This window comes from Halomonas sp. KO116 (assembly GCF_000734975.2).
In the GTDB taxonomy this organism is placed as follows: Bacteria; Pseudomonadota; Gammaproteobacteria; order Pseudomonadales; family Halomonadaceae; genus Vreelandella; species Vreelandella glaciei.
Window position 1 is genome coordinate 2,775,062 of record NZ_CP011052.1, and the last position, 26,012, is coordinate 2,801,073.

Consider the following 26,012-nt stretch of genomic DNA (forward strand, 5'->3'; position numbering starts at 1 on the left):
ACATAACTGACTAACCACAATCTAAGCAGGTGCTTCATTCAATACGCCGCACGCTGGTAAAACTCGGCAACCCGCCATCCCAATGCATCCAGACTCCAAACGCACGGCCAACAATATTCTCTTCCGGCACAAAGCCCCAATAGCGGCTGTCGTTGGAGTGGTCTCGGTTATCACCCATCATGAAATAGTGCCCTTCCGGCACTTCTACTTCACGCATCTGCGGGCCTGGGTCTCGTGGGTTGTTATAAATAAAGTGCTCAGCGTCGCCAAGTCGTTCAGCTAATAATAGCTGCTGGGGAGAACCTTCGGGGCCCTCTTCAATCAACTCTTTAGCCACCGCCTCCCCGTTGATAAAGAGCTGCTTACCTTCATAGCGAATACGATCCCCTGGCATACCGACCACCCGCTTGATGAAATTCACCGACGGTTCACCTGGGAAACGAAACACCATCACGTCGCCACGCTCGGGATCATCTACTTCGATAAAGCGCGTATTCACCACGGGTAACCGTAGTCCGTAAGCAAATTTGTTGACCAGAATAAAGTCGCCCACTTCGAGTGTTGGTCGCATCGAACCCGAGGGAATTTGGAAGGGCTCAATGACAAAACTACGCACCACCAGCACAACCAATAGCACCGGAAAAAATGAACGTGCGTAGTCGACCGGCCAGGGTTCTTTAAGCAGTTTTTCACTGGTAGCAGGATCAAGCCCTTCCTTGGTATTGGCCTCTGCTGTGGCGAAACGTTGGCGGCGCTTGGGTTTTAATACCAGCACGTCCAACAGGTAAACAACGCCCGAAAGCGCAACGGCAAGTACCAAAAGTAATGAAAAATCCATGGGTGGTGTTCTTTCCTAGTCGTTTACCTTGAGCACAGCAAGGAAGGCATCCTGGGGAATTTCCACACGCCCCACTTGTTTCATGCGTTTCTTACCCGCTTTCTGTTTCTCGAGCAGTTTCTTCTTACGGCTGACATCGCCACCGTAACACTTGGCGGTCACGTTTTTGCGTAGTGCCTTGACCGTCGAGCGAGCGACTACCTGGCCACCGATAGCGGCCTGGATGGCCACATCAAACATTTGCCGCGGTATAAGCTCTTTCATTTTTTCCACTAGCAAACGACCGCGATGATGGGCATGGTCACGGTGAATAATGACGGCTAATGCATCGACTTTATCACCGTTAATGAGTACGTCTAAACGTACCAACTTGGCTTCTTCAAAGCGTTCGAAGTTGTACTCAAGCGATGCATACCCTTTCGAAATAGATTTCAGGCGATCAAAGAAGTCCATGACCACTTCTGACATCGGCAGTTCGTAGGCCAATTGAATCTGGTTGCCTAAGAACTGCATATCCCGCTGTGTACCCCGGCGCTGTTCACACTCGGTAATCACGTTGCCCACATACTCCTGGGGAACCAGGATGCTGGCGCGGACAACTGGCTCGCGCATTTCATCTACGTCGGCCATATCGGGCAGCTTGGAGGGGTTGGAGACGTAGTTAACGTCGCCATTTTTCATCGCTAGTTCATAAACAACCGTTGGCGCCGTGGTGAGCAGATCAATATTATACTCACGCTCCAGGCGCTCTTGAACAATCTCCATGTGTAGCGTGCCAAGAAAGCCCACCCGGAAACCGAAGCCAAGAGCATCGGAGTTCTCTGGCACATATTCAAGCGAGGCATCATTAAGGGCCAGTTTTTCTAGCGCATCGCGGAAATCTTCGTAATCATCCGCGCTGACCGGGAACATACCGGCATAAACCTGTGGCTTCACTTTTTGGAAACCAGGTAAGCGCGCGACGTCAGGGGTTTTAGTATGGGTAATCGTATCGCCCACCGGTGCCCCGTGAATCTCCTTGATGCCCGCGACAATAAAACCAACTTCACCGGCACGCAGGATATTAGTCTGTTTACGCTGCGGGGTAAAAATACCTACTTCCGTCGTGCCCCAATCGCGGCCCGTCGATTTAATACGGATCTTATCGCCTTTGCGCAGCGTTCCATCAAATAGACGCACCAGTGAGACTACGCCGAGATAGTTATCAAACCAGGAGTCGATAATGAGCGCTTGTAGGGGTGCATCGGGATCGCCTTTGGGTGGCGGAATATCACGCACCAAGCGTTCAAGCAGGGCATCGATGCCAATACCGCTTTTAGCCGACACCCGGCAGGCATCGGTCGCATCAAGCCCGATGATCTCCTCGATTTCCTGAGAAACCTTGTCACAATCAGCCTGCGGCAAATCGATTTTGTTAAGCACCGGCAGGACTTCCAGGCCTTGTTCAATCGCGGTATAGCAGTTGGCCACCGACTGGGCTTCCACGCCTTGCGCTGCATCTACCACCAGCAGTGCACCTTCGCAGGCGTAGAGCGAACGCGACACTTCGTAAGAGAAATCAACGTGCCCCGGCGTATCGATAAAGTTGAGCTGGTAAACCTGGCCATCGGCAGCCGTATAATCCAGCGTCACCGACTGCGCCTTGATGGTAATACCACGCTCGCGCTCAATGTCCATGGAATCGAGCACTTGCTCTTTAAGCTCACGTTCCGTTAATCCTTCACAGGTCTGAATCAAACGATCAGAGAGCGTCGACTTACCATGATCAATATGTGCGATGATAGAGAAATTTCGTATATGCTTGATTTTACTATCGTTTTCTTGGGTCATTTGCCAATTTAATCCGGGTATGTAGGCAATCGAGTACGATTAAAAAAAGTACCTTGAAATGCGCAGTCGAAATTTGGTGTCATTGTACCGTTAGCGGGGTTCCGGTGCTATGTTCATCAAAAAATGCCAAAAATAACCGCTACCTAAACACCTTGCTAATGTTCTACACGTACTCCTTATCAACCCTTGTGCAGGCATAAAGGCAAGCCAGCTTTACCTATTTCATAGTGTTGGCTTGTTCCTATACTAGGTTTTTTATTGGATGAGCTTTAAAAAGGAATGCCATGGAAACCGAAATCTCCATCCTGGATATGCTAGCCCGCCTGCTTGTTGCCTCTGGCCTGGCCCTGTGTCTTGGCTTGGAACGGGAGCTTCGTGGCAAACCCGCGGGGCTTCGTTCTCATATGCTGGTGTCACTTGGCTCGTCTGCGTTCATCATTGTTGGCATGAGCGTGCTGTTTGCCACGGGTGAAGGGGATCACGCGGCAAGTATTGATCCTAATCGTGTTGTTGAGGGCGTGATTGGTGGCATAGGTTTTTTGGGTGCTGGCAGTATCATCCGCAGTGGCGCCCACATTGAAGGGATTACCACTGGCGCCTCGATTTGGCTGGCTGGTGCTGTCGGCGTCGCCGCGGGCATCAATAATTTCCCATTAGCCGTTATGGTCACCATTTTGGGATTAATCATCATGGTGTTGTTAGGCCGTTTCGAGCACGACATGATAGAGAACCTTGTTGATAAAAAAGGTAATAATAAAGAACGTAGAAAAAGGAACGAGGAGTGATCAAAAGAGGCAAGGGGCAATAAAGTGGTCGGGGAGAAATAGAGGTCAACGGAAATACAGTCTAGCGAGCTTAATTATCGAGTGAGGCAGGTTAGCAGCCATAGTCCGGCGAGAACCGCCGGACTATGGGTAACAACAGACGGATTATTCTAGGCGAAGCGCTACAAACAGCGAACGACCCTCGCGGAACAGGCGCAACGGAATGGCACGATCAGTGGGCAACTCTTCGACAATGCTCACTAACTCCTCTGAAGAAGAGACGCTGCGATGATCGATACTTACCAGTACATCCCCAGGCCGAATCCCCGCTTTAGCTGCCACGCTATCTGACTCAACTTGGCGAACTACCACGCCACCTGAGATATTCAGCTGCTCACGCATAGCATCATCAATTTCAGCCACCATTACGCCAAGACGTGTTTGGTTGTTGCTAGTGGCTTGAGCAGTTTGCTGCTCGGCGTCCGGCCAACTGCCCAGCTCTACTGATTCGGTCAGCTGTTCACCATCACGCATCAAGGTAAGCTCTACCTCGGTACCGGGCGCACCTTTGCCAATTAGACGCGGCAGTGAGCTTGAGCGCTCAACCTCTTCACCATTGACTTCAAGAATGACATCACCAGCCTGGAGGCCACCCTGCGCGGCGGGGCCTTCGGGATCAAGGTCAGCAATCAGCGCACCAATCGCACTCTCCATGCCAAACGACTCAGCCAAATCTTCGGAGACCGGCTGGATCATGACACCTAACCAGCCGCGATTAACTCGGCCATCTTCACGAAGTTGCTCGGCCACATCCATGGCTACGTTGATGGGGATCGCGAATGAGACACCCATGAAACCGCCGCTACGAGTAAAGATTTGTGAGTTGATGCCGACCACTTCGCCCTCAAGATTAAACAGCGGACCACCGGAGTTACCGGGGTTGATCGCCACATCCGTTTGAATAAAGGGAACATACGCATCACGCGGCAAGGTACGATTGATTGCACTGACGATACCCGCCGTGACGGAGTGATCAAAACCGAAAGGCGAGCCAATCGCAGCTACCCATTCGCCAACTTTGAGTTCGTCAGAATCGCCCAGCGTCAGTGTTGGTAGGTCATTGGCCTCTATTTTAAGGAGTGCCACATCGGTTTGTGGGTCACTGCCAATCACTTGGGCACTCAACTCACGTCGATCATTGAGCCGCACGAGAATCTCATCAGCGTCTTGAACAACGTGTGCGTTAGTCATCACGTAGCCATCTTCACTAATAACGAATCCAGAACCTAAGGATTGACGCTCCTCACTACGTCCTTGTCCATTGCTAGGCGGCGCGGGGAAGCTATCGCCAAAGTTATCACCAAAGAAATGGCGGAAAATTTCCGGGATTTCCTGACCGCCGAACCCTTCAAAACCCGGGACGCTGCTACGCTGAACCGTTCTACTGGTAGAAATATTGACCACCCCAGGGGCGGCATCCTCTACCAGCTCGGTAAAATCAGGCAAACCCTGAGCGCTGGCCGCTTGGCCAAAGGTTAGCAACGCCACCACGCATACCCAGAGGGTGGAGGGGAGAATCAAGCGCTTCATGCAAGAGCTCCTACTTAAGGTGATAGTAATCGAAGGCAGATCAATAACTCACAGCAACGTTCATAGAAACAGTTAATAGAAACAGTTTATAAAAAAGTGCCGGAGAACTAAATTAACCTTCTAATTGACCAAGCGAGGACGAAAGCGTTCCCCTCGTCCACGCATTAGGTAGTTAATACTTAACGCACCGCCTACCAAGGCGATAAAAAAGATCAGTGGCGGCAGCCAAATTGAGGCACTAACACGCGAGACTAAGCCGGATAGCAACAGCGCTAACAGTAAAGGCAGCCCATAAACAAAAAAAGCGAGCAACGTGACGGACGCACTTGGCAAGCTTATGGTGACCAAATCCCCTAACGGATAGCGCTGCTCAATATCTCGGGCTGACTCAGGAATTGCTATAGCAATGTGCTGGTTGCGCCGACGTGCTAACAACCCCAAACCGCAACCTCTTCCCTGTGCACACTGCTCACAGTTCCCTCGGGCAGACATTTCTACAATAAGATGCTGGGGCTTAAACCCTACAACGGTGCCAGTGCGCAATAGAGAGGAGCATGCAGTAGGGGCCATCATTTCATTTCTCGACAGGCGTAAAACGAAAACACTAAGGTTTGCCCTCATCTTGGCTATCACTACTGGCCTGAGATTGAAGCGAGTCAAAGTTGATGGAACGGACGATCCGTTGGAGTGTTACTACAGGCAGCTCACCAATAGCCACCATTTGCCAACGGCCTTCAGCGCTCATTGTATGCTCAATGGCGACAGCAGAAACACCCAGTTGCTGGACGCCTTCTTTTAAAGCGGTAGTAGCATCAGAGGAAAGAGGCTCCACAAAGATACTTACCGTCGCTAAACCGTCGCTATAGACTCGTTGACGCCGATCATTGCCGGTAAAATTAATCGGTTGTGTAACAAACCCTTCGGGCAACCAGGTAACTTGCCAGGGAGTACCCAACACGACCTTAGAATCATCTACCCTAACGATCCCAGTATACTTTTGAGGGGATTGAAGCTGAGTGATTTGAAAAGTTTCAATGATTCGACCCTGCTGATCAATGAGCACATGCTTTAGCAATAGGCCGGTGTCTTGATCTAGCCACCACTCATGGGAAAAACGCCATTGATCGCGAGGCTCAAACATTAGTTTAACCGCTTCACGACCAGCAACACGCGCGTTATCTTCAAGCTCAACGGAATAGAACTGCTCGAGGTGGGCGGCCCACCGCGCTGGCGAAGGCAGCTCACCAGTGCTGTCCTCTTCTGTCCAGGCTAATCGCCCGACTGGCGAGCGTCGCTCGATACTGACAGAAGGACCATCTAAATACTGAACTACCTGCTGTCGGATACCGTCTTGAATTCGGTGTGAAAGCGCAAGAGTGCGCACCCCGATTGGATCAATAGCGACGGCCCTTGCTTGGAAGGCATAACAGTGGCTGGCCCACAAACCACGCTCAAGCCACTGTGTTGCGCTGCTAGGCGCCTGCAGCGAAGCCACTGCACATTCATAACCAGCGTGGCTTTCTGATTGTTTATTTATGCTATCTGCATAGACATCAAAAGAGAGCATACAAGCTACAGCTGCTAGCCCCCATGCTCGCTTAGTCCGCAGGGCAACCATCATATTGCGCACTTCCATCTCGCGCACTCCCCGCTCACCTAATAGGCGCTATGAAAAAGCCCGTCATTGAGGCTTAACGCTGCCCTAGTGGCTCAGTTACTGCAGAAGAACGCATCAGCGGCATCCAGCTGTCACCACTACCGTAAGCAGCACTTTGGGTGTGCTGTTTTAAGTAAGATTGCAGTAAGCCAATCTGATCAACATCAATGTTTGTGCCTTGTGAAGCGGTTACTCCCCGAGGAGTCTGCGCTGAGAAGCCAGCTTCACTAATATTCATCAAGCCGCTTTGACCTGACTGCCCGCTAAGCCTAAACGGCGTAGGTTCAAACATCGGCATATCTGCACGCCCAGCAACTGCCGACTGAGACGCCAAACTAACGGGTTGCACTTGAGTACCCCCATTGGTATTAGAAGCAGTCGTTGCAATGTCGCCACCTTGACCAACCGGCGAATCATTGCCAAAGAACTGCACACCTGTAATGACCATCAAGGAGACAGCAGCAGCAACGCCAGCACCACGGGCAAACGAAATCCCGCCAGCGCGATGGGCCACTTGGTCTGAGCCTTGCGTTATAGGAGCAGGCTCGTCGCGCAATCGGGCCATGATGCCAGCAGAAAGATCAACGCTTACATCGACACCCTGCTCACGCTGCATCATGCTGCGCGCAAGATGGTAGCGGCGCCAAGTATCGGCGGCGTCATCATCGTTAGGCAGCGCCTTCAACACTCGGCGAAGCTCTAGCTCATCACTTTCGCCATCCATCAACACCGAAAGTGATTCCCGTGTGTTTTGACTCATACTTCACACCCTCACACTGTTTAAAAGAAGTACTGGCATGGCGGTCACTCTGAACAGGCGCCATCACGCCGACGACTTCCAAGGCCAAGGCTCCGTTACAAGCTACTTAGGATATCCACCTAACTAGGTTACAACGCTAAGCTCATGACGCTTTGCACATTGATACAGCCATTGTGCTCATCAAGATAGTCATGCTTTATGACGCTAAACGTGCCAGACAGTTCACAAAAAAAGTAAAACCTTCATTTTTTGTGATGGCGACTCAAAGCGATCACTTAGCCCTTCTACTAGTGACCGTTATTCATCGCGACTGTTCCTGGCCGTCGATACTAACGGACGAATATGCTCATCCACCGCTTCCCGAGCGCGGAAAATTCGTGAACGAACGGTACCCACCGGACACTGCATTACCTGAGCGATATCTTCGTAAGCAAGACCATCAAGCTCTCGCAAGGTAATCGCTGTGCGCAGATCATCAGGTAAGTTGGCAATAGCTTGGTAAACCGCTGCTTCAAGCTGGTCTCTAGCAATGGCCGCTTCCGGCGATTCCGAATCGGCCAATCGTCCACTTTGATCGATCATTTCAGCATCAACAATATCTAGATCGCTGCCCGGAGGACGCCTGCCCCGCGAGACCAAATAATTTTTGGCAGTATTGATAGCAATACGGTACATCCAGGTATAAAACGCGCTTTCGGCGCGAAACTTGCCCAAGGCGCGATACGCCTTGATAAATGCCTCCTGAGCGACATCCTGAACTTCAGAGTGATCATGAACGTAACGACCGATCAGGCCGATAATTTTGTGCTGGTACTTTTTTACCAGCAAATCGAAAGCGCGCGTATCGCCTTTTTGGGCACGTTCCACAAGCTGTTGGTCTGTTTCCCGAGTGCCCATTCACACGCTCCTCCAGCTCGTACGGCGTGCGCCGAGCCCCATTCCTATTAGCCCTGACAAGTGGGCGTTCACAGCAAGCAGCATAGCGTCCCTTGGGCATTGATTAATAATAGAGTGAATAAAAGAGCGAATACATCGCCCGTATATGTTGTTGCATTTTATAACGGTACCGAATTTTAAAGACAGGGCCCAGTTAAAACAGAGCCTCAGTGTTGCGCGTTCCGTGCAGGGCATCAAGCACTTAGCTCCTTTCACAAAACCCTGTGGCTGACACTTTTAATGCTGCTATAGTTCCACAACAATTGATTTTTACCTCCCCGGCAAGCGATAGTAGACGCCACTTTTATCGTCCCTTCACTTTTTCAGCCATTACGCAAGCACAGGTAGCAAGATGTCAGAACAGCAGGTTAATAACCTTAACGTCCTCGCTCAAGACGTTCTCACCACGCCAGAAGCGCTCAAAAAAGCCGTACCATTAACCGATGCGGCTGAGCGCACCGTAATAGAAGGACGTAAAACCATCCAGAACATCCTGGATGGCACCGACCCAAGATTATTGGTAGTGGTCGGCCCTTGCTCAATTCACGACGTGGAGGCGGCGCTTGATTATGCCCGCCGCCTTCGCAAACTTGCCGATCAAGTCAGCGACAGCCTGTATATCGTGATGCGCGTCTATTTTGAAAAACCGCGCACTACGGTGGGCTGGAAAGGCCTGATAAACGACCCGCACCTCAACGACTCTTTTGAGATCGATGAGGGGCTACATATCGCTCGAAAACTGCTGGTCGATCTCGCTGAAATGGGCTTACCGCTCGCGACCGAAGCTCTCGACCCTATCTCTCCCCAGTATATGCAAGACTGCATTAGCTGGTCAGCGATTGGCGCTCGCACCACCGAGTCTCAGACCCACCGGGAAATGGCTTCCGGCCTCTCCTGTCCGGTCGGCTTTAAAAACGGTACCGACGGCAGCCTGGATGTGGCGATTAACGCGCTTCAGTCCGTGGCCAGCCCGCACAATTTCCTGGGTATTAACCAAGCAGGCCAGGTGGCCATTATTCGCACCCGAGGCAATGCCTACGGCCACGTTGTTCTACGTGGCGGCAACGGCAAGCCCAATTACGATAGCGTAAGCGTTACCCTGGCGGAAAAAGAGCTCGAGAAAGCCAAACTATCACCCAACATCATGATTGACTGCTCCCACGCCAACTCCAACAAGGACGCAGCGCTACAGCCGTTAGTATTGGAAAACGTTACCAACCAAATCCTGGAAGGCAACACCTCCATTATCGGCCTGATGGTTGAATCCAACATTGGCTGGGGCAATCAAAAACTGACCCAAGACCTTAGCCAACTACAGTATGGCGTTTCCATCACCGATGCCTGCATCGACTGGGACACCACGGTGGAAACCTTCAACCGCATGAACGACAAACTGGCCGCCACCCTGGCCAAGCGCATTGCTAAGTAACACCAACACCGTTGTAGCTGTATTAAGCTGCTATCAAATCCCCCGCCGCGGCGGGGATTTTTGATTGTTTCCTAGAATATTGAATAAGCGGCTAGCGACTAATTTCGCGCCGAAATGGCGGCAGTGCATCCAGCAGTGCTTGCCCGTAACGGCGGGTAATCACCCGCTTATCCAGCAAAGTGATTGTCCCACGATCACTCTCTTTGCGAATCAAACGCCCGCAGGCCTGCACCAGCTTAATAGACGCATCAGGCACGCTAATGCGCATAAATGCATTGCCACCCTGACTCTCTATCCACTCCGCTAATGTAGCGCCCACCGGATCGTCGGGTACCGCAAAGGGTAGCCGCGTAATCACCACGTGCGTCAAATAGTCGCCGGGAAGATCGATCCCCTCGGCAAAGCTCGCCAAGCCAAAGATGATACTCCCCTCCCCCCTATCCACCGCCGCCCGATGGCGCTCGATTAACTCGCGTTTTGGCAGTGCATCCTGAGCTAGCACTCGCTCTTTCACACTCACGGGCAGTGCTTTATCCACCGCACGCAGTTGGGCACGGGAAGAGAACAGCACTAGCGCCGCCTCTTTGTCGGCCAACTGCGAGACAAACGTCACAATCGCCCGCTCATGGGCTTCTCTGTCACCAGGGTCAGTAGCCTCTTTAGGCACGCGCAGGACCGCATTGGCGTAATCAAAGGGGCTCGGCAGCGTCTGATAGCGGTAGCGATTCGCCAAGCCTGCACGCTCCTGCAGGCGTTCAAAGCGCCCCAATGCGGTCAGCGTTGCCGAAGTGACCACCGCCCCATGACAGCGTCCCCATAAATGCTTGGCCAGGGTATGCGCGGCTGAAACGGGGCTGGCCGAAAACTCAATTTCCGGCTCCCCCGCTACCCGGCTTAGGGTAATCCAACGGGCGCTGGGCGCCTCGTTAGCCACATCCTGCTCGCTAAACGCCTGCCACAAAGCATGCGCTTCTAGCGCTCGGCCATGAAGCAACGCGACGAGCGGCAGCCAGGTTTCTGCCTGCTCTCGATCGAGGCCGGTCTGCTTATCGGGATCAAGGCTTTCGCGCAGAATATCGCTGATGCTTTCCAAACATCGCGATAGCGAGGCGAACATCACCAACAATTGCTGCGCCTGTTCCCGCAGAGCGTCGGGTACTTGACCCTTCTCAAAACGCGATTGATGAGTGGCTTCTTCGTCGGCCAAGCCGTTTGGCCGCTCCGCCAGTTGATGCCCCATGCTAAACACATCGCCCAGCGCGGGTTCCAGGTTATGAATCAGCTCCGGCAAGCTCACTAACAGCCGCGACACCGTTGGTTGAATGGCTAACGCCTGGTGCAGATCGGTCAAACTGCTTTTCAGCGTTTTCAGCCAGCGCAAGCAGCCATGTACTGCAAAGCGGTGGGCGAAATGGGAAAGCGCCTTCTCGGGCAGGTGGTGGCCTTCATCGAAAACAAAAATGCAGTCCGCCGGGTCTGGCAAAATAGCGCCACCACCCAAGGCTAGATCGGCCAGCACGAGGTCGTGATTGGCGACGATCACATCCGCGTTTTCAAGCTCACGACGGGAACGAAAAAACGCGCAGGCACCAAAGTGCCCACAGCGCCTGCCCGTACACTGGCGATGATCCACCGTCAGCCGCCGCCAGTGGGCATCCTCAATTGCTTCTGGCCAATTATCACGATCCCCTTCCCATTCGCCCTGTCCATAAGCTTGCGCCATATCGCTGGCAATGACCGTAAAGTCACTACTTTGCGTTTGCAGCGATTGCTCAAACAGAGAGAGCGTTGGGTTGGGTTCAGTGCCTTCGAGCGCCTGATCCAAACGCGCCACGCACACATAGCGACCACGCCCTTTGGCTAATGCGTAGCGAAAGGCGATACCGCTGTGGCTAGCGAGTGAAGGCAAGTCCTGATTAAGCACCTGCTCTTGGAGAGCGACCGTGGCCGTGGAAATAATCAGCCGCTTGCCGCGCGCTTTCGCGATGGGCAAGGCGGCGATTAGATAGGCCAGCGTTTTTCCAGTGCCGGTGCCCGCTTCAAGCACACACACATGAGTATCGCTTGTACGCTTACCTTCGCTGTCGCTTTCTATATTGCCCAGCGTCCGGGCGATTTCGGCGATCATCATACGCTGGCCGTAGCGTGGTGTTAGCTCAAGGGTATCCACCACGCGACGGTAAGCGTCTTGAATCTCGCTTTTGAGGGCATTATCCAGCATGCGGCTTAGAGCATACCTTCCGGCGGATGCACGCAGGGAAGCTTGTCGTTGATATAGCGTTCGATTTCCGGCAATGAGAACGCATCCTCTTCGCCAACGAAGCTAATCGAGACACCCTTGGCACCGGCGCGACCGGTACGACCGATACGGTGTACGTAGTCTTCCGGGTCTTCGGGCAGGGTGTAATTGATAACGTGGCTGACGTCTTCAATGTGAATACCACGACCAGCAACGTCGGTCGCAACCAACACCTGAATTTCGCCTTCGCGGAAGCTTTCCAGCGTTTTGATACGCTGATTCTGAGGTACATCACCTGACAGCATCGCCACGCTTACGCCCGCTTTTTTGAGCAGATCGTCAAGCTTGCGTACCAAGTCGCGGCGGTTACCAAAGACCATGACGCGCTCAAAGCTTTCTTGCTGAAGCAGATTGACCAGCAAGCGCTGCTTGTCGTCATCAGACACCAAATACACACGCTGGTCGATATCCGCCTGGTTCTCAACGGTCACTTCGATCTCGACGTGTGCAGGATCAAGCGTCCACTGGCTGGCGAGATTCAAGATGTCGTCGGTAAAGGTGGCCGAGAAGAGGAAGGTCTGGCGCTCCTCTTTCTTCGGCGTGTAGCGAATAATCCGCTTCACGTCGGGAATAAAGCCCATCGACAACATGCGGTCGGCTTCATCTAACACCAATACTTCGACCTCACTGAGGTCGATATCGCGCTTCTGATGGAAATCCAACAGGCGCCCAGGTGTTGCCACCAGGATATCGATCTTGCTGCCCAGGCTTTCACGCTGCTTCTGGTAGTCCATACCGCCGACCACACTGGCCACATTGAGCTGGGTAAATCGTGCTAACGCTTTAGCATCTTTTTCGATCTGCAACGCCAGCTCGCGAGTAGGCGCAATAATCAAGGCGCGCGGCGCACCTGGCTTTTGACCATTGGGTGTTGGCTCTTCAAGAAAGTAAGCCATCACAGAGATCAAAAAGGCCGCGGTTTTACCGGTTCCCGTTTGCGCCTTACCGACAATGTCACCACCCAATAGCGTTTGGCGCAGGGCCTCGGCTTGAATAGGTGTGCAGTATTCAAACCCTTGGGCGTGAATAGCGCGCATTAATGTCAGCGGCAGATCAAAGTCATGAAAGCGCCACTTACCGGCCACGGCGGGCACCTGAAACTGACGAAGATCCCAGTTCGACTGGCGACGACGCGGTTTACGGCGGCGGCGCTTTGGCTTGCGATTCTGGGCCGGGGCTGTGGTCTGTTCCGACTCGCTCATAGGCTGTCTATCTGTCCATTGCTGTGGAAGTTGGCTTCTTGACGTGCGCATTGTACCAGGGCTTGGCGATAAGAGCGCGCCCTGCTGTCGAAGGAGTCCCAAGGCCTGTTAGAATAGCCGTCAAATCGACGTAAGGAGCGCGACATGACGCGTAAGAAAAAAACTCGTTCACTGGCCGACAAGGTAACTATTCGTACCGGCCGGCGTAAAGATTATAAAAAATGGCGCCACGACAACCCTGACCAAGTGGCTCCATCGCGCCGCTTTGTGGCAAAAAAGCAGCAGCAGCGCAAACTTCAGGCAGTGAGAAAACTTGCTCGCCAGCAGAGTGGGCAGGATATCGCTATTCACCCTGACAAAGGCAGTGAATCCGACAATCCCAAGGGGAGCGATTCATAATGCGCCTGGTTTCGTTCAACATTAATGGCATCCGAGCACGGCTTCACCAATTACAGGCGTTGATCGATACTCAGCAGCCGGACGTAATTGGACTTCAGGAAACCAAGGTGCAGAATAGCGAGTTCCCGATCGCCGACGTGGAAGCCATGGGTTACCACGTCTTTTATCACGGCCAAAAAGGCCACTACGGGGTTGCCTTACTGTGCCGTCAGGCACCTCAAGAAGTGTTTTATGGCTTTCCCGATGATGATGAAGACGCCCAGTGCCGCATGATCGGCGTTCGCCTAGTCGCGGAAGATGGGGAAGCCGTGACGGTATGGAACGGCTATTTCCCTCAGGGCGAAAACGTTACCCATCCCACTAAGTTTCCCAACAAAGAGCGCTTTTATGGCCAGCTAGCACGGCTGCTCAACGAGCGGTACCGCCCTGACGAGCGGCTAGCCATCATGGGCGATTTTAATATATCGCCGGAAGACCAGGACATTGGCATCGGCGAGGCCAACCGCAAGCGCTGGCTGCGTGAAGGCAAAACCAGCTTTCAACCCATTGAGCGCAAATGGCTCGAAGGCATCAAAGCGTGGGGGCTTACCGACAGCTATCGCATCAGCTATCCGCAAAGCGATGACCGCTTTAGCTGGTTTGACTACCGCTCAAAAGGGTTTAACCAGGAGCCCAAGCGTGGCCTGCGCATCGACTATATTCTCGTCACCAAGGCGCTAGCCGAGCAGGCCACCGGCGCAGGCATTGACTACGACCTGCGCGGCATGGAACGCCCCTCTGATCACGCCCCCACCTGGAGTGACTTCGCTCTTACGCTTAAGCCGTAGCCTTTAAGACAAAAAACTAGTTGAAGCTGGCCAGCCACTGGGCGGCTTCTTCATCGCCTAGCTCTGCGGCGCGGACAAATGCTTGCTGCGCTTGCTTATTTTCACCCCAAGCGTAAGCAAGCTGCCCATAAGATCGCCAGTCGGTGGCTGTTTGGGTGTACTGAGCCAAGGTTTGCCAAGCATCCAGGGCTTTCTCAACGTCTTTAGCCTGCTGCCAAGCGTTCGCCAATAAACGCAAATTTGACTCATCGCGGACAACATCACCCTCTTTTAGCGCCTCCTCAAGGTGCTCGGCTGCTCGGGCGGGAGTGCCGCCTGCCAAATGGAGCTGGATCAACAGCCAGCGATCTTCCGGCTCGGTTAATTTACCTAACTGCCACGCCATCTCCCACAGACCAGCGGCCACACCAGGCTGACCTGCCTGCTGTGCAAGACCTGCCGCTTGGCGCCAATCAGAGAGATCGCTTTGCGAATCCAATCCATCCAACAGCCAACCCAAAGCCTGCTCACTTTGCCCAGCATTGCGATAAATCGCCAATGTTAAAGCCTGCTGCGCTTCAGTTAACTCGGCTGTCTCACTAAGTGCCTGTTCAAGCCAGTTGGCGGCCTCCTCCCAGCGCTCCTGCTGCGCCAGCAGGCGGGTTAGCTGCCAAACGGCATTACTATCTTGCTGATTGGCTAACCACTCAGTGAGAAGCTCAATAGCTTGATCGCGCTGCCCGGCAGCACGACGCAGTGAAGCTTCTTCACGGAGCCAGCGGGTAGCCTGATCGTCATCAACACCACTTAACCCACGCGCAATTGCCAACCGATCCGCTGCCGCAGCAGGCTGATCCTGTCGCGCCAAGGCGCTTGCAGCCAGCTGTTGATAGAGCGCACTAGCCCATTGATCCGATTGATTACCCGAGGCTAACCGCTCCGCCTGGGCGGTGGCACGCTCGACAACGCTGCTTAGCGCTCCCTCTTGCAATTGGCTCTGCAGCGCGTTGAGGTCGGCAATAATATCCCCAGGCAATGCGGGACTCGCCTGCGCTGAAAGCGACCAGACGCTTAGCAATAAAATTAAAAGACGCTTCATGTTGCTACCTCAACTGAAACTCGATCCGCTGGGTGGCATTGCGTAACCGATCACTGGGCTCAAATTGCCACTTAGCAATCGCGTCCCGCGCGGCATCATCAAACACCCGACGCGGCTGCGCGCTGGTAACCCGTATAGAAGAGCTGTCGACACTGCCATCACGCCGAATCGTAAAGGCCACTTCTACAAAGCCTTCCATACCTCGGCGCTGGGCACGGGGCGGGTAATTTGGACCAACTTGGTTCGTCGGTGTCACCTGGCCCACATTCACCGGCTCATTAGAGGGCACTGGCTGAGCTTCCGGGGCGGCCTCACGCACGGCGGGTGCAGAATCCACTGACGCAGGGGCAGGGGCTGCCCTAGGAGCTGCCTCGACAGGTTGCTGTTGCGGGGTCGGCTCTGGTCTCGGCTCAGGAGTAGGTTCGGGCCGGGGTTCCGGTTTCACTTCCGTTAGCTCCGGGAGTTCGCTGTCCATCTCAACCGGCTCAACGGGCTCATCCGGTAGCTCTACTTCCGGCAAACTAATCGTGCTTTCCGCTACCGGAGGCGGCTCGGGTGCGGGCATGGGCGACGGCGCTTGCTGTGGCGCGGCTTCTACAGGTTGAGGCGTAGGTGCCTCCTGCTCAGGAGCTACTTCCGGCGCTTCAACCATGGTCATTGCCATGCTCATGGTTAGCTCCTCAGGCTCACGCTCAGGTGGAGCTACCAACTGTGCCAGCAGCCAGAACAGCCCCACCGCCAGCACGACACCCCCTAATAACGACAGCAGGTGCCGCATCATGACCCACTCCGACTCGCCGCCACCGCCACTTGGTCAACGCCCGCCTCACGCAAACGATCCATTACCTCGATCAGCAAGCCCGTGGTGGATTCGCGATCCGCCTGAATAACCACCGAGCCATCGTCACTCAGCATATCAGCGACCTGCTGGCCGACCCGGTGAACATCCACCGGACTGCCATCTACCCATACGGCGCCTTCCGGTGAAATCGCTACAAGCACCTGGGCGTCTGGGCGCGGCGTCGCAGCGCTGGATTCAGGGCGATCAATCTCCACACCGCTCTCTTTAACAAAGCTAGTAGTGACGATAAAGAAAATCAGCATGATAAATACCACGTCGAGCATGGGGGTAAGATTCACCTCATTACTCTCTGCAGTGGTTTCTATAGAACGGCGTCTACGCATCACTTTCCTCCAGTGCCCGCGCCAAGCGATCTTGCAGCCGCTGGTCTTCACGACGAATGACGTGCTCTAAACGACTAATAAATAAAAGCCCCACCACCGCAATGGCCATACCGGTTAGGGTCGGCAGCGTCGCACGGGCGACACCGTCCGCCATGGCACGCGCTTGATGCGTTTCGCTTAGGGAAAGGCTATCGAACACGCTAATCATGCCGGTCACCGTGCCTAACAAGCCCAATAAAGGGCACAGCGCGACCAGCAGTTTCAGCCATGGCAAGGGTTTACGCAGTCTAGCGACCAGTGCCTCTGCCCACACATGACGTAACGTACGAGCGCTCCAACTGGTATGGTCGCTGCGCGCCGTCCAACGGCGCAGTAACTGACGCCGCGCGATACGCCAGGTAATTCGGTAGTACCACCAGCGCTCCATGGCCATGGCAAATACCAACACAGCCACCACTGCCAGCACGACCAATACCGCGCCGCCCGCCTCCACTAAGCGCTCAACGGGTTCGAGCCAGAGAGGAAGAGTGGACATATCAGTTCACCGCGGGCGTGTGAGATTCGAGATGATCTGCCAATGTCGCGCTCGCCTGCCCTTCAATCACATGGGTTAAATAGCGGCTACGACCCGACAAGGCTGTCTGCACGAACAGCAGCGGCACGGCGGTAATCAAACCGAGTACAGTGGTTACCAGTGCTTGGCTAATACCGCCCGCCATCAGTTGCGGGTCGCCGGTGCCAAACACGGTAATCGCCTGGAAAGTTACGATCATGCCGGTGACCGTACCCAGCAAACCAAGTAACGGCGCAATCGCGGCCAGCAATTTGACCATTGGCTGGCTTCGCTCCAGTTTTGGCAGCTCAGCCAGCACCGCCTCATCCAAACGTGCTTCCAGCGCTTCAGGGGTCTGGTGTTTGTCCATACCTTCAAAACGCAGCAATACACGCCCCAGTGGGTTGTTAGGTTTTAACTGGTTAAGCGACTGACGCTGTCGATTAACACGCAGGCTAACAAGCACTAAATAGAGGTACTGCCCTAACCCAATGATCAGACCTAAAATACCTAATGCAACGACCACATAACCAACATAACCGCCTTGCTGGAAACGCTCCCACAGGCTGGGCTGCTGGGCTAGGGCTTCCAGCACGCTGCCCTGAGTAGGATCAACAGCGAAGACATGGCTCTCGCCCTGGTAGTAATCCGCTAGTAACCCGCCAACGACATCAGGTGTCCGCGGCAATACCACTAGGTTGCCGTCATTTTCTCCCCGCTCTAAAAGCTCGTTTTCGGTAAAGGCTGCGAAATCTCCAAGCCGCACCAACTCACGGGTGGTTACTTCGCCGTTAGCATCGGCGACAGGCAGTGAAAGGCGCTCAGCGAGGCCCGTACGCGCCGTTAATGCCGCCAAGCGATCCACTACCTCTTCCAATTGATGGCGTTCGAGCACTTCGACTTCATCCAAACGTGGCGGCAGCGTCCCTTCTTCTAGGGAAAGCAAACTCTCGTCACCCAATGCATTGCGAATTTCTGAGCTATGCCGGGCAAGGTTAGACAGCAGCCCTGTCAGTGCCTCGCCCTGCTCCGCCTGACGCTCGCTTAACTCCCTGGCTTGATCGGTTTGCTCTGCCTGCTGGATCTCTAACGCTTCATGCTGCTGCTGAGCCTCTTCGTGCTCAGTCCGGGCTTGCTCCAGCGCAGACTCTAATGCTTGCTGGTCGTCTAAAAATCCCACTAAACGCTGCTGGTCACGCGCTTCAGCCGCTTCTCGTGCTTCACGCAGCGACGTTGCGCTTTCAGTTTGTGCCATTGATGCGCCACTGATCGCTACCAGCCCTAATATCAAGCAGGCATAAAAAAGTTGACGGAGAGTTGGTCGACTCATGGTTGCTCTCCCTGCTGGTCATTCGCACTGATTGAGAGCGGCAAGGTTAATAAATCCGGAGCGCGCTGATCTTTCGCCATTCGCAGCCCATTGCGCACTTCACGCAGGTACTCGTCATCAAGCGGCTGCCATCCACCGCTTTCAGCATTCCACACCCCGCCTTCGCGCCCATCAGGGGTTAGATAATAAAAACCGATACGACCAACACGTAAAAAATCCACTTCACGTTCGCGGCCATCCTGGCTTAAACGACCCCGCCAGCTATCCATCTCACGGCCATAATCGAGCTCGACGCGCCAGGCTTCGAGTAGCCCATTAATGCGTTCAATGGTATTTTCGCCCTGTTCATCAGGCTGACGCTCAACCCGTGCCAGCCGCTCCTCGCGTAGAAACGGCAGGTCACGTTCAATCCATTGGCTGAGCTGAACAGACATATTTTGTTCAATCACAGGCAGCGCTGCACGCGTCTCTTCAAGCGTATCCAAAGCAGTCGCCAGACGCTGCTGGCGTTCGGCTTCTTCCGCTAAACGCCCGGTCAGTGAGGCATTTTCAGCGTCTAACTGGCGTGTTTCGCGCTCTAAGCGGCGTAGCTCTTGTAGTTGCTCACGCGTTTGTTCATCGGCAGCATCAATTTGCGCCTGAAGTGCTGCCTGGGTTTGCTGGGCTTCTACACTTTCGGCCGCTTGAGCCACTGCTTGTTCACTTGCCAGCAGCGTGCCACTGGCCAGCACCCCCGCTAGCCACCATCCACGTAAGGCAAAAAAAGGCCTGTTCAGCACGTCGACTCTCCGTCACTGAGTAGCCAGCGGCTGTCACCGCCCGGCTAAAAACTAATTAGGTATTAGAACGATTTGCGTTTAACTTTCACGCGCCTAGCCTACCACTAATATAATAAATGACAATATTTATCATTAGCAATCAGGCGTTATCGCTCATCGAGCGCGCATAAAAAAGGCGCCTATCAGCGCCCTTTCATCACAAACATCACTAGGTGTGCTCTACTGCTACATACTCTTTCGTCAGCGGCGCTAGCGGAAGCTGCCAAGCCTCTTCACGGGTCACCCATTTTGCTTCGGCAATTTCAGCGGCCGCCTCGACAGGCTCGTCAATAACAAGCCCAAACAGATGCGCTTCAAGCATCACGCCCGGCTCATTAGCCGCTGGCACGGAATACATTCCGAGCGGTATCAGCTGATCCTCGCTAATATGCAAGCCAAGCTCCTCTTGCAGCTCGCGGCACAACGCCTCTAGCGCGCTCTCACCTGCATCGATTTTGCCGCCTGGCTGCATATAGAAAGAGGTATTGTGCTTACGCACCAATAGCAAGCGCCCATCTGGGTCACTCACCACGGCAGCGGCAATTTTCAGTACACTACCAGCATTCCCTGTCATACCCCTCTCCTTCGCTCACCACTCTAAACCATTAACACCTAAACCCTATCAAAACGCCCAGTCGTCGTCTTCGGTGGCGACGGCTTTTCCGATCACGTAGGAAGAGCCCGAGCCGGAGAAGAAGTCGTGATTCTCGTCGGCATTGGGTGAAAGCGCCGCCATGATAGTCGGATCCACATCGGTAACACTGCTGGGAAATAGTGGCTCGTAGCCAAGGTTCATCAGCGCTTTGTTGGCGTTGTAGTGAAGGAATTTCTTCACGTCTTCACTTAGGCCAACTTCGTCATACAGTGACTCGGTGTAGCGCACTTCGTTGTCGTAAAGCTCCAGTAGCAGCTCGTAGGCGTAATCTTTGACTTCCTGCTGCCGTTCTGGCGTCGCTTCCGCCAGTGCCTGTTGGAACTTGTAGCCAATATAGTAGCCGTGCACGGCTTCGTCACGAATGATCAAGCGAATCAGGTCGGCGGTGTTAGTCAACTTGGCATGGCTTGACCAGTACATCGGCAGGTAGAAGCCGGAATAGAACAGAAACGACTCAAGGAAAACGCTGGCCACTTTGCGCATCAGCGGATCATCCGAGCGGTAGCGCTCTAAGATCAGCTGCGATTTTGCTTGCAGCGTAGGATTCTCTTCGCTCCAGCGAAACGCGTCATCCACATCACGCGTGGTGCAGAGCGTGGAGAAAATCGAGCTATAAGAGCGAGCGTGCACCGACTCCATAAAGGCGATGTTGGTGTAAACCGCCTCTTCGTGGGGAGTGCGCGCATCTTCCATTAATACCGGTGCCCCCACGCTGCTTTGGATGGTGTCCAGCAGTGTGAGGCCGGTGAATACGCGGATCGTCAGCTGCTTTTCTTTTTCAGTCAGGGTGTTCCAGGACTGAATATCATTAGACAAGGGCACCTTTTCGGGTAGCCAAAAATTACTGGTCAGACGGTTCCACACTTCCAGGTCTTTATCATCCTGGAGTCGGTTCCAGTTAATCGCATCAACTCGCGATAAACGTTGCATGGTGTTCATGGCATTGCTCTCAAAACGTAGCGTTCAATGCCCGGCGATCAACACCGGGCATTCAATAACAGATACAAAGCGCTTGCTGATTACAGCGTGCAAGAAACGCAGCCTTCTACCTCGGTGCCTTCTAAAGCACTTTGACGCAGGCGAATGTAGTAAAGCGTCTTGATGCCTTTGCGCCAGGCGTAAATCTGCGCTTTATTGATATCGCGCGTGCTAGCGGTATCCGGGAAGAATAGCGTTAGCGATAGCCCTTGGTCGACGTGCTGCGAGGCTTCCGCGTAGGTATCGATAATTTTTTCCGGGCCGATTTCATAAGCGTCCTGGAAATAGTCAAAATTGGCTTCATCCAGGAACGGCGCCGGGTAATAAACACGGCCTAGCTTGCCCTCTTTACGAATCTCGATTCTCGCCGCCACCGGGTGAATACTGGAGGTGGAGTTATTGATGTAAGAGATTGAGCCGGTGGGCGGTACCGCCTGCAGGTTACGGTTGTATAAACCGTGGGCCATGACCGACGCTTTCAACTCCTGCCAATCATCTTGGGTCGGCAACGCAATACCGCTACGCTCGAACAGCTCACGTACTTTGTCGGTCCGCGGCAGCCACGCCTGATCAGTGTACTTATCGAAGAAGGTTCCCGAGGCGTAGGTGGAGTTGGCAAAATCTGCAAACGTATCCTTGTGCTCAATCGCTAACCGGTTGGACGCACGTATGGCATGGAAAGCCACGCAGTAGAAGTAGAGGTTGGTAAAGTCCAACCCCTCGTCGGAGCCGTAGTAGATGTGCTCACGCGCCAGATAGCCGTGCAGGTTCATCTGGCCAAGGCCAATCGCCCGCGACTGGGCATTGCCTTCGGCAATAGAAGGCACACTGCGCAGGTTGCTCATTTCCGAAACGGCGGTAAGACCGCGGATGGCAATTTCCACGCTGGTACCGATATCCCCTGCATCCATCACCTTGGCAATGTTCATGGAGCCCAGGTTGCAGGAGATATCCTGGCCGATATGGCGATAACCGAGGTCATCGTCATACTCAGTCGGTGTGTTGACCTGGAGGATTTCCGAGCACAGGTTGCTCATATTGATACGGCCAGCAATCGGGTTAGCGCGATTTACCGTATCTTCAAACATGATATACGGGTAACCCGATTCAAACTGCAGCTCTGCCAACGTTTGAAAGAAGGCGCGTGCATTGATCTTATGCTTACGGATGCGCGCATCCGCGACCATCTCCTGATACTTCTCGGTAACGCTGATATCACCAAACGGAACACCATAAACCCGCTCCACATCGTAGGGCGAAAACAGGTACATGTCGTCATTGCGCTTGGCGAGCTCAAAGGTAATATCCGGAATCGTCACGCCCAATGAGAGCGTTTTGATACGAATTTTCTCGTCGGCATTTTCCCGCTTGGTGTCGAGAAAGCGCAGGATGTCCGGGTGGTGAGCGTTTAAGTATACCGCGCCGGCACCTTGGCGAGCCCCCAACTGGTTAGCGTAGGAGAACGCATCTTCCAGCAGCTTCATAATCGGGATGATGCCCGACGACTGGTTTTCGATGCGCTTGATCGGCGCGCCGGATTCGCGAATATTGCTAAGCAGGAAAGCCACGCCGCCGCCGCGCTTGGAAAGCTGCAGCGCCGAGTTAATGGAGCGGCCAATCGACTCCATATTGTCTTCGATGCGTAGCAGGAAGCACGACACCAGTTCGCCGCGCTGCTGTTTGCCGCAGTTCAAGAAGGTGGGTGTCGCGGGCTGAAAACGGCCGGAGATGATTTCATCGACCAGTGACTTGGCCAGCGCTTCATCGCCCCGCGCCAGGGTCAGCGCGACCATGCAGACACGGTCTTCATAGCGCTCTAAATAGCGCTTGCCGTCAAACGTCTTCAGCGTATAGCTGGTGTAGTACTTGAAAGCGCCCAAAAAGCTTGGGAAGCGAAATTTATACGCATAAGCCTGCTCGAACAGCGCTTTAATAAAAGCAAAGCTGTACTGGCTCAGCATTTCCGCTTCGTAGTACTGCTCTTCCACGAGGTAATCGAGCTTCTCTTCCAACGAGTGGAAGAATACCGTGTTCTGGTTAACGTGCTGTAAAAAGTACTGGCGAGCCGCTTCGCGATCTTTATCCAGCTGTAATTCGCCGTTGACCCCGTATAGATTGAGCATGGCATTGAGGGCGTGGTAATCCAGCGTGCGCGCCTCAGGAGCCGCCGCAGGCCGTTTTGTTCCTGCCACATTCTGGGTAGCTACGTTAGTCGTTTCCAAAACTCTTCTACTCCTTTACGCACGTTGACCACGTCATCGTCAGTGCCAAATAATTCAAATCGATACAGCAGCGGTACGTGGCATTTTTTCGCAATGATGCGGCCAGCTAGACCATATGCTTCGCCAAAATTGGTGTTCCCCGCAGCAATGACTCCCCGCAGGAGGTTCCGGTTATGCGTGTCGTTGAGAAAATGAATGACCTGCTTGGGTACGGCACCCTGTGAACTTCCCCCTCCATATGTAGGGGTAACTAAGATATAAGGCTGGGAAACACGTAGCGCAGGTTCATCTCGATTTAGCGGTAGCCGCGTGGCGACAAAACCCAGCTTTTCTACAAAACGATGGGTGTTACCTGATTTAGTAGAGAAGTACACCAAATTGCCGGCCATAGATGTGTGTGAGCAACTTGCCAGCATGTTGTCGGCTTACGCCAGGGCTTGAATGCGATCCGGACGGAAACCCGACCAGTGATCTTCGCCGACTACCACGACAGGAAGCTGGCGATAACCCAGCGCCTCAACTTCTTCTTGAGCACCGGACTCTGCGGTGATATCGATGACAGTATAATCGAGCCCTTGCTTGTCTAGCGCGCGGTAAGTAGCGGTACATTGAACACAAGCTGGCTTGCTATAAATCTGAATTTCCATGGGTAATCCCCTTTTCATAGCGGCATTTTTCGGGTAGAGCACATCTAGTGCCCGCCCTGACTAAAAGACACAACGCATACTATATATAGACCATTGGAAAATCAATTCAAGCATATGTGGTATTTTTTTACCCACAGGATATTGACAGCTAATACCCAAGGCTATACCAGACAATAAAAAAACCGCCCACTAAAAAAAGCGGGCGGTTTTTTTCACAGCGCCAGAACGGGCACCATTAGCGGGTCATAGCCGTATTAGCTAATCGCTGCCTGATAACGACGCTCTACGTCTTCCCAATTAACCACGTTGAAGAACGCAGCAATATAGTCAGGACGCTTGTTTTGATACTTCAGGTAGTACGCATGCTCCCAAACATCCAAACCGAGTAGCGGCGTATTACCGTGCATCAGCGGGCTGTCTTGGTTCAGGGTATTTTCGACTACCAGTTTTTTCTCAGGTGTAACGGAGAGCCATGCCCAACCGCTACCAAAACGACCAACGGCCGCTTTTTTGAATTCTTCTTTAAAAGCTTCAAGGCCGCCGAGCTCGGCATCAATCGCTTTTGCAACATCACCTTGAGCATTACCACCGCCGTTGGGCGACATCATCTGCCAGAACATGGAGTGGTTGGCGTGACCGCCGCCGTTGTTGATAACGGCTTGACGCTTGGCTTCCGGAACACGATCCAGATTAGCGACGAGCTCTTCAACAGGTACATCTTCAAGACCTGTGCCTTCCAACGCGGCATTCAGGTTGTTGATGTAGGTTTGATGGTGACGAGAATGGTGAATTTCCATCGTCATTGCATCAATATGTGGTTCGAGAGCGTCATATGCGTACGGCAGTTCAGGTAGTGTATGTGCCATATCATCATCTCCTTGAGTGGCTTTCGTTGAGTTCATTTACCTATGTGCGGTCAGCCCGCAGCTTTTTCAACCACCGGGGTGGTTTTTCTTACCCTTTGCCCCAGTACTTTAGTCAACTATTGGCAGTTTACCTAATGTACCCATCACAAAAAAGCCGACTTCTGGCGAAGTCGGCTCAATGTTTATAGATCATTCAAATGCTTACAGCTTGCTCTCAAGCTCTGGCAGGATCTCGAACAGATCCCCCACCAAGCCGTAGTCGGCCACCTGAAAGATTGGTGCTTCGTCGTCCTTGTTGATGGCGACGATGACTTTGGAGTCTTTCATGCCCGCCAGGTGTTGAATGGCACCAGAGATGCCCACGGCAATGTACAGGTCCGGTGCGACTATTTTGCCGGTCTGACCGACCTGCATGTCATTGGGCACAAAGCCAGCGTCGACCGCCGCGCGGGAAGCACCAATGGCGGCGCCCAGCTTGTCAGCAATGCCATTCAGCAGCTTAAAGTTCTCGCCGTTGCCCATGCCGCGGCCGCCAGAGATGACGACCTTGGCGCCGCCGAGTTCTGGACGGTCGCTCTGGGCCAGCTCTTCTTTGACGAAGCTGGATTGGCTGTTGTCGGCGACAAAATCCACCGCTTCAATCGTGGCGCTACCACTGGTACCGACGGCATCGAAACCGGTGGTACGAATGGTGATCACTTTCAGCGCGTCGTCGCTTTTCACCGTGGCAATGGCGTTACCAGCGTAAATCGGACGCAGGAAGGTATCGGCACTCTCGACACCCAGCACATCCGATAGCTGGCTGACGTCTTTCAGCGCGGCCAGGCGCGGTAGAACGTTCTTGCCGGTGGTTGAAGCGCTGGCCAGTACGTGGCTGTAGCCATCGGCCAGTTCAACCAGCAGCGCGCCCATGGGCTCAGCAAGCTGATGGGCGTAAACAGCGTTGTCCGCCACGCGTACTTTATTAATGCCGTCGAGTTTCGCCGCAGCGTCTGCTGCCGCTTGAACGCCTTCACCGGCGACCAGGATATCAATATCGCCACCAATGGCCTGGGCGGCCGCCACGACGTGGGCGGTGGCGCCAGCCAGTTGGCCTTCATGTAGGTCGGCAAGTACCAAAATGCTCATAGCATCAGCTCCTTTCAAAGC

Annotated in this window: 26 protein-coding genes; 4 read left to right on the forward strand and 22 right to left on the reverse strand. The window is 53.7% G+C overall.

Annotated elements, in window-relative coordinates; all coding sequences use genetic code 11:
- Positions 1–34: 34 nt before the first annotated feature.
- Both lepB and lepA read right to left on the reverse strand, forming a co-directional pair.
- On the reverse strand, positions 35–838 hold the full coding sequence (gene lepB, locus KO116_RS12820) for a signal peptidase I (protein WP_008956764.1): 804 nt from the start codon (positions 836–838) through the stop codon (positions 35–37).
- A gap of 15 nt (positions 839–853) precedes the next feature.
- Positions 854–2,668 carry a translation elongation factor 4 gene (gene lepA / locus KO116_RS12825; protein ID WP_035566127.1) on the reverse strand — a complete coding sequence of 605 codons (1,815 nt, stop codon included), beginning with the start codon at positions 2,666–2,668 and terminating at the stop codon, positions 854–856.
- 284 nt (positions 2,669–2,952) lie between these two features.
- Between lepA and KO116_RS12830 the strand changes: the two genes are divergently transcribed.
- On the forward strand, positions 2,953–3,453 hold the full coding sequence (locus tag KO116_RS12830) for an MgtC/SapB family protein (protein WP_035566129.1): 501 nt from the start codon (positions 2,953–2,955) through the stop codon (positions 3,451–3,453).
- 144 nt (positions 3,454–3,597) lie between these two features.
- Here KO116_RS12830 and KO116_RS12835 read toward each other — a convergent pair whose 3' ends face one another.
- The 5 genes from KO116_RS12835 to rpoE form a co-directional block, all read right to left on the reverse strand.
- Positions 3,598–5,022, reverse strand: coding sequence for a DegQ family serine endoprotease (locus KO116_RS12835; protein WP_035566131.1), 1,425 nt, complete (start codon positions 5,020–5,022; stop codon positions 3,598–3,600).
- A gap of 120 nt (positions 5,023–5,142) precedes the next feature.
- Positions 5,143–5,595 carry a SoxR reducing system RseC family protein gene (locus tag KO116_RS12840; RefSeq protein WP_035566133.1) on the reverse strand — a complete coding sequence of 151 codons (453 nt, stop codon included), beginning with the start codon at positions 5,593–5,595 and terminating at the stop codon, positions 5,143–5,145.
- Positions 5,596–5,626: 31 nt separating this feature from the next.
- Positions 5,627–6,658: a MucB/RseB C-terminal domain-containing protein gene (locus KO116_RS12845; protein WP_082072588.1), complete on the reverse strand. Its 1,032-nt coding sequence runs from the start codon at positions 6,656–6,658 to the stop codon at positions 5,627–5,629.
- 55 nt (positions 6,659–6,713) lie between these two features.
- Entirely contained in the window at positions 6,714–7,439 is a 726-nt protein-coding gene (locus tag KO116_RS12850) for a sigma-E factor negative regulatory protein (RefSeq protein WP_035566135.1), read from the reverse strand.
- Positions 7,440–7,736: 297 nt separating this feature from the next.
- Entirely contained in the window at positions 7,737–8,336 is a 600-nt protein-coding gene (gene rpoE, locus KO116_RS12855; protein WP_035566137.1) for an RNA polymerase sigma factor RpoE, read from the reverse strand.
- A 391-nt stretch (positions 8,337–8,727) separates the two neighbouring features.
- Between rpoE and KO116_RS12860 the strand changes: the two genes are divergently transcribed.
- Positions 8,728–9,804 (forward strand): 3-deoxy-7-phosphoheptulonate synthase, encoded by a 1,077-nt coding sequence (locus tag KO116_RS12860; protein ID WP_035566139.1) that lies wholly within the window; start codon positions 8,728–8,730, stop codon positions 9,802–9,804.
- A gap of 91 nt (positions 9,805–9,895) precedes the next feature.
- On the opposite strand, the gene dinG is transcribed toward KO116_RS12860, so the two are convergent.
- Entirely contained in the window at positions 9,896–12,025 is a 2,130-nt protein-coding gene (dinG, locus tag KO116_RS12865) for an ATP-dependent DNA helicase DinG (protein WP_035566141.1), read from the reverse strand.
- A gap of 5 nt (positions 12,026–12,030) precedes the next feature.
- Positions 12,031–13,305, reverse strand: a complete 1,275-nt coding sequence (gene rhlB, locus KO116_RS12870) for an ATP-dependent RNA helicase RhlB (protein ID WP_035566143.1) — start codon at positions 13,303–13,305, stop codon at positions 12,031–12,033.
- Between the two features lie 144 nt (positions 13,306–13,449).
- Here rhlB and KO116_RS12875 point away from each other — a divergent pair, with 144 nt between their 5' ends.
- Both KO116_RS12875 and xthA read left to right on the forward strand, forming a co-directional pair.
- Positions 13,450–13,704: a hypothetical protein gene (locus tag KO116_RS12875; protein WP_035566145.1), complete on the forward strand. Its 255-nt coding sequence runs from the start codon at positions 13,450–13,452 to the stop codon at positions 13,702–13,704.
- A complete protein-coding gene (xthA, locus tag KO116_RS12880) occupies positions 13,704–14,531 on the forward strand; it encodes an exodeoxyribonuclease III (RefSeq protein ID WP_035566147.1) in 828 nt (275 codons plus the stop codon). Before KO116_RS12875 ends, xthA begins: the two co-directional genes overlap by 1 nt.
- Before the next feature lie 16 nt (positions 14,532–14,547).
- On the opposite strand, the gene KO116_RS12885 is transcribed toward xthA, so the two are convergent.
- The 13 genes from KO116_RS12885 to KO116_RS12945 form a co-directional block, all read right to left on the reverse strand.
- Positions 14,548–15,609, reverse strand: a complete 1,062-nt coding sequence (locus KO116_RS12885) for a tetratricopeptide repeat protein (RefSeq protein WP_035566149.1) — start codon at positions 15,607–15,609, stop codon at positions 14,548–14,550.
- A 4-nt stretch (positions 15,610–15,613) separates the two neighbouring features.
- Positions 15,614–16,390 (reverse strand): energy transducer TonB, encoded by a 777-nt coding sequence (locus KO116_RS12890; protein WP_035566151.1) that lies wholly within the window; start codon positions 16,388–16,390, stop codon positions 15,614–15,616.
- Positions 16,387–16,794: an ExbD/TolR family protein gene (locus tag KO116_RS12895; protein ID WP_035566153.1), complete on the reverse strand. Its 408-nt coding sequence runs from the start codon at positions 16,792–16,794 to the stop codon at positions 16,387–16,389. Before KO116_RS12895 ends, KO116_RS12890 begins: the two co-directional genes overlap by 4 nt.
- Positions 16,787–17,329 carry a MotA/TolQ/ExbB proton channel family protein gene (locus tag KO116_RS12900; protein WP_035566155.1) on the reverse strand — a complete coding sequence of 181 codons (543 nt, stop codon included), beginning with the start codon at positions 17,327–17,329 and terminating at the stop codon, positions 16,787–16,789. Before KO116_RS12900 ends, KO116_RS12895 begins: the two co-directional genes overlap by 8 nt.
- Position 17,330: 1 nt before the next feature.
- Positions 17,331–18,677, reverse strand: coding sequence for a MotA/TolQ/ExbB proton channel family protein (locus tag KO116_RS12905; protein ID WP_035566158.1), 1,347 nt, complete (start codon positions 18,675–18,677; stop codon positions 17,331–17,333).
- Positions 18,674–19,456 (reverse strand): DUF3450 domain-containing protein, encoded by a 783-nt coding sequence (locus tag KO116_RS12910; RefSeq protein WP_035566160.1) that lies wholly within the window; start codon positions 19,454–19,456, stop codon positions 18,674–18,676. The genes KO116_RS12905 and KO116_RS12910 overlap by 4 nt, the downstream gene beginning before the upstream one ends.
- 208 nt (positions 19,457–19,664) lie before the next feature.
- Complete coding sequence (locus KO116_RS12915) at positions 19,665–20,069, reverse strand: NUDIX hydrolase (protein ID WP_035566161.1); 405 nt, start codon at positions 20,067–20,069, stop codon at positions 19,665–19,667.
- Between the two features lie 48 nt (positions 20,070–20,117).
- A complete protein-coding gene (gene nrdF, locus KO116_RS12920; protein WP_035566164.1) occupies positions 20,118–21,089 on the reverse strand; it encodes a class 1b ribonucleoside-diphosphate reductase subunit beta in 972 nt (323 codons plus the stop codon).
- An 80-nt stretch (positions 21,090–21,169) separates the two neighbouring features.
- On the reverse strand, positions 21,170–23,350 hold the full coding sequence (gene nrdE / locus KO116_RS12925) for a class 1b ribonucleoside-diphosphate reductase subunit alpha (RefSeq protein ID WP_268762325.1): 2,181 nt from the start codon (positions 23,348–23,350) through the stop codon (positions 21,170–21,172).
- Positions 23,332–23,766 (reverse strand): class Ib ribonucleoside-diphosphate reductase assembly flavoprotein NrdI, encoded by a 435-nt coding sequence (gene nrdI / locus KO116_RS12930; RefSeq protein WP_082072590.1) that lies wholly within the window; start codon positions 23,764–23,766, stop codon positions 23,332–23,334. Before nrdI ends, nrdE begins: the two co-directional genes overlap by 19 nt.
- Positions 23,767–23,775: 9 nt before the next feature.
- The gene (gene nrdH, locus KO116_RS12935) at positions 23,776–23,997 is read right to left on the reverse strand and encodes a glutaredoxin-like protein NrdH (RefSeq protein WP_008956787.1); all 222 of its coding nucleotides are present in this window, start codon (positions 23,995–23,997) and stop codon (positions 23,776–23,778) included.
- A gap of 254 nt (positions 23,998–24,251) precedes the next feature.
- Positions 24,252–24,863 carry a superoxide dismutase gene (locus KO116_RS12940; RefSeq protein WP_035566166.1) on the reverse strand — a complete coding sequence of 204 codons (612 nt, stop codon included), beginning with the start codon at positions 24,861–24,863 and terminating at the stop codon, positions 24,252–24,254.
- Between the two features lie 201 nt (positions 24,864–25,064).
- Positions 25,065–25,991, reverse strand: coding sequence for an electron transfer flavoprotein subunit alpha/FixB family protein (locus KO116_RS12945; RefSeq protein ID WP_035566167.1), 927 nt, complete (start codon positions 25,989–25,991; stop codon positions 25,065–25,067).
- Between the last annotated feature and the right edge of the window lie 21 nt (positions 25,992–26,012).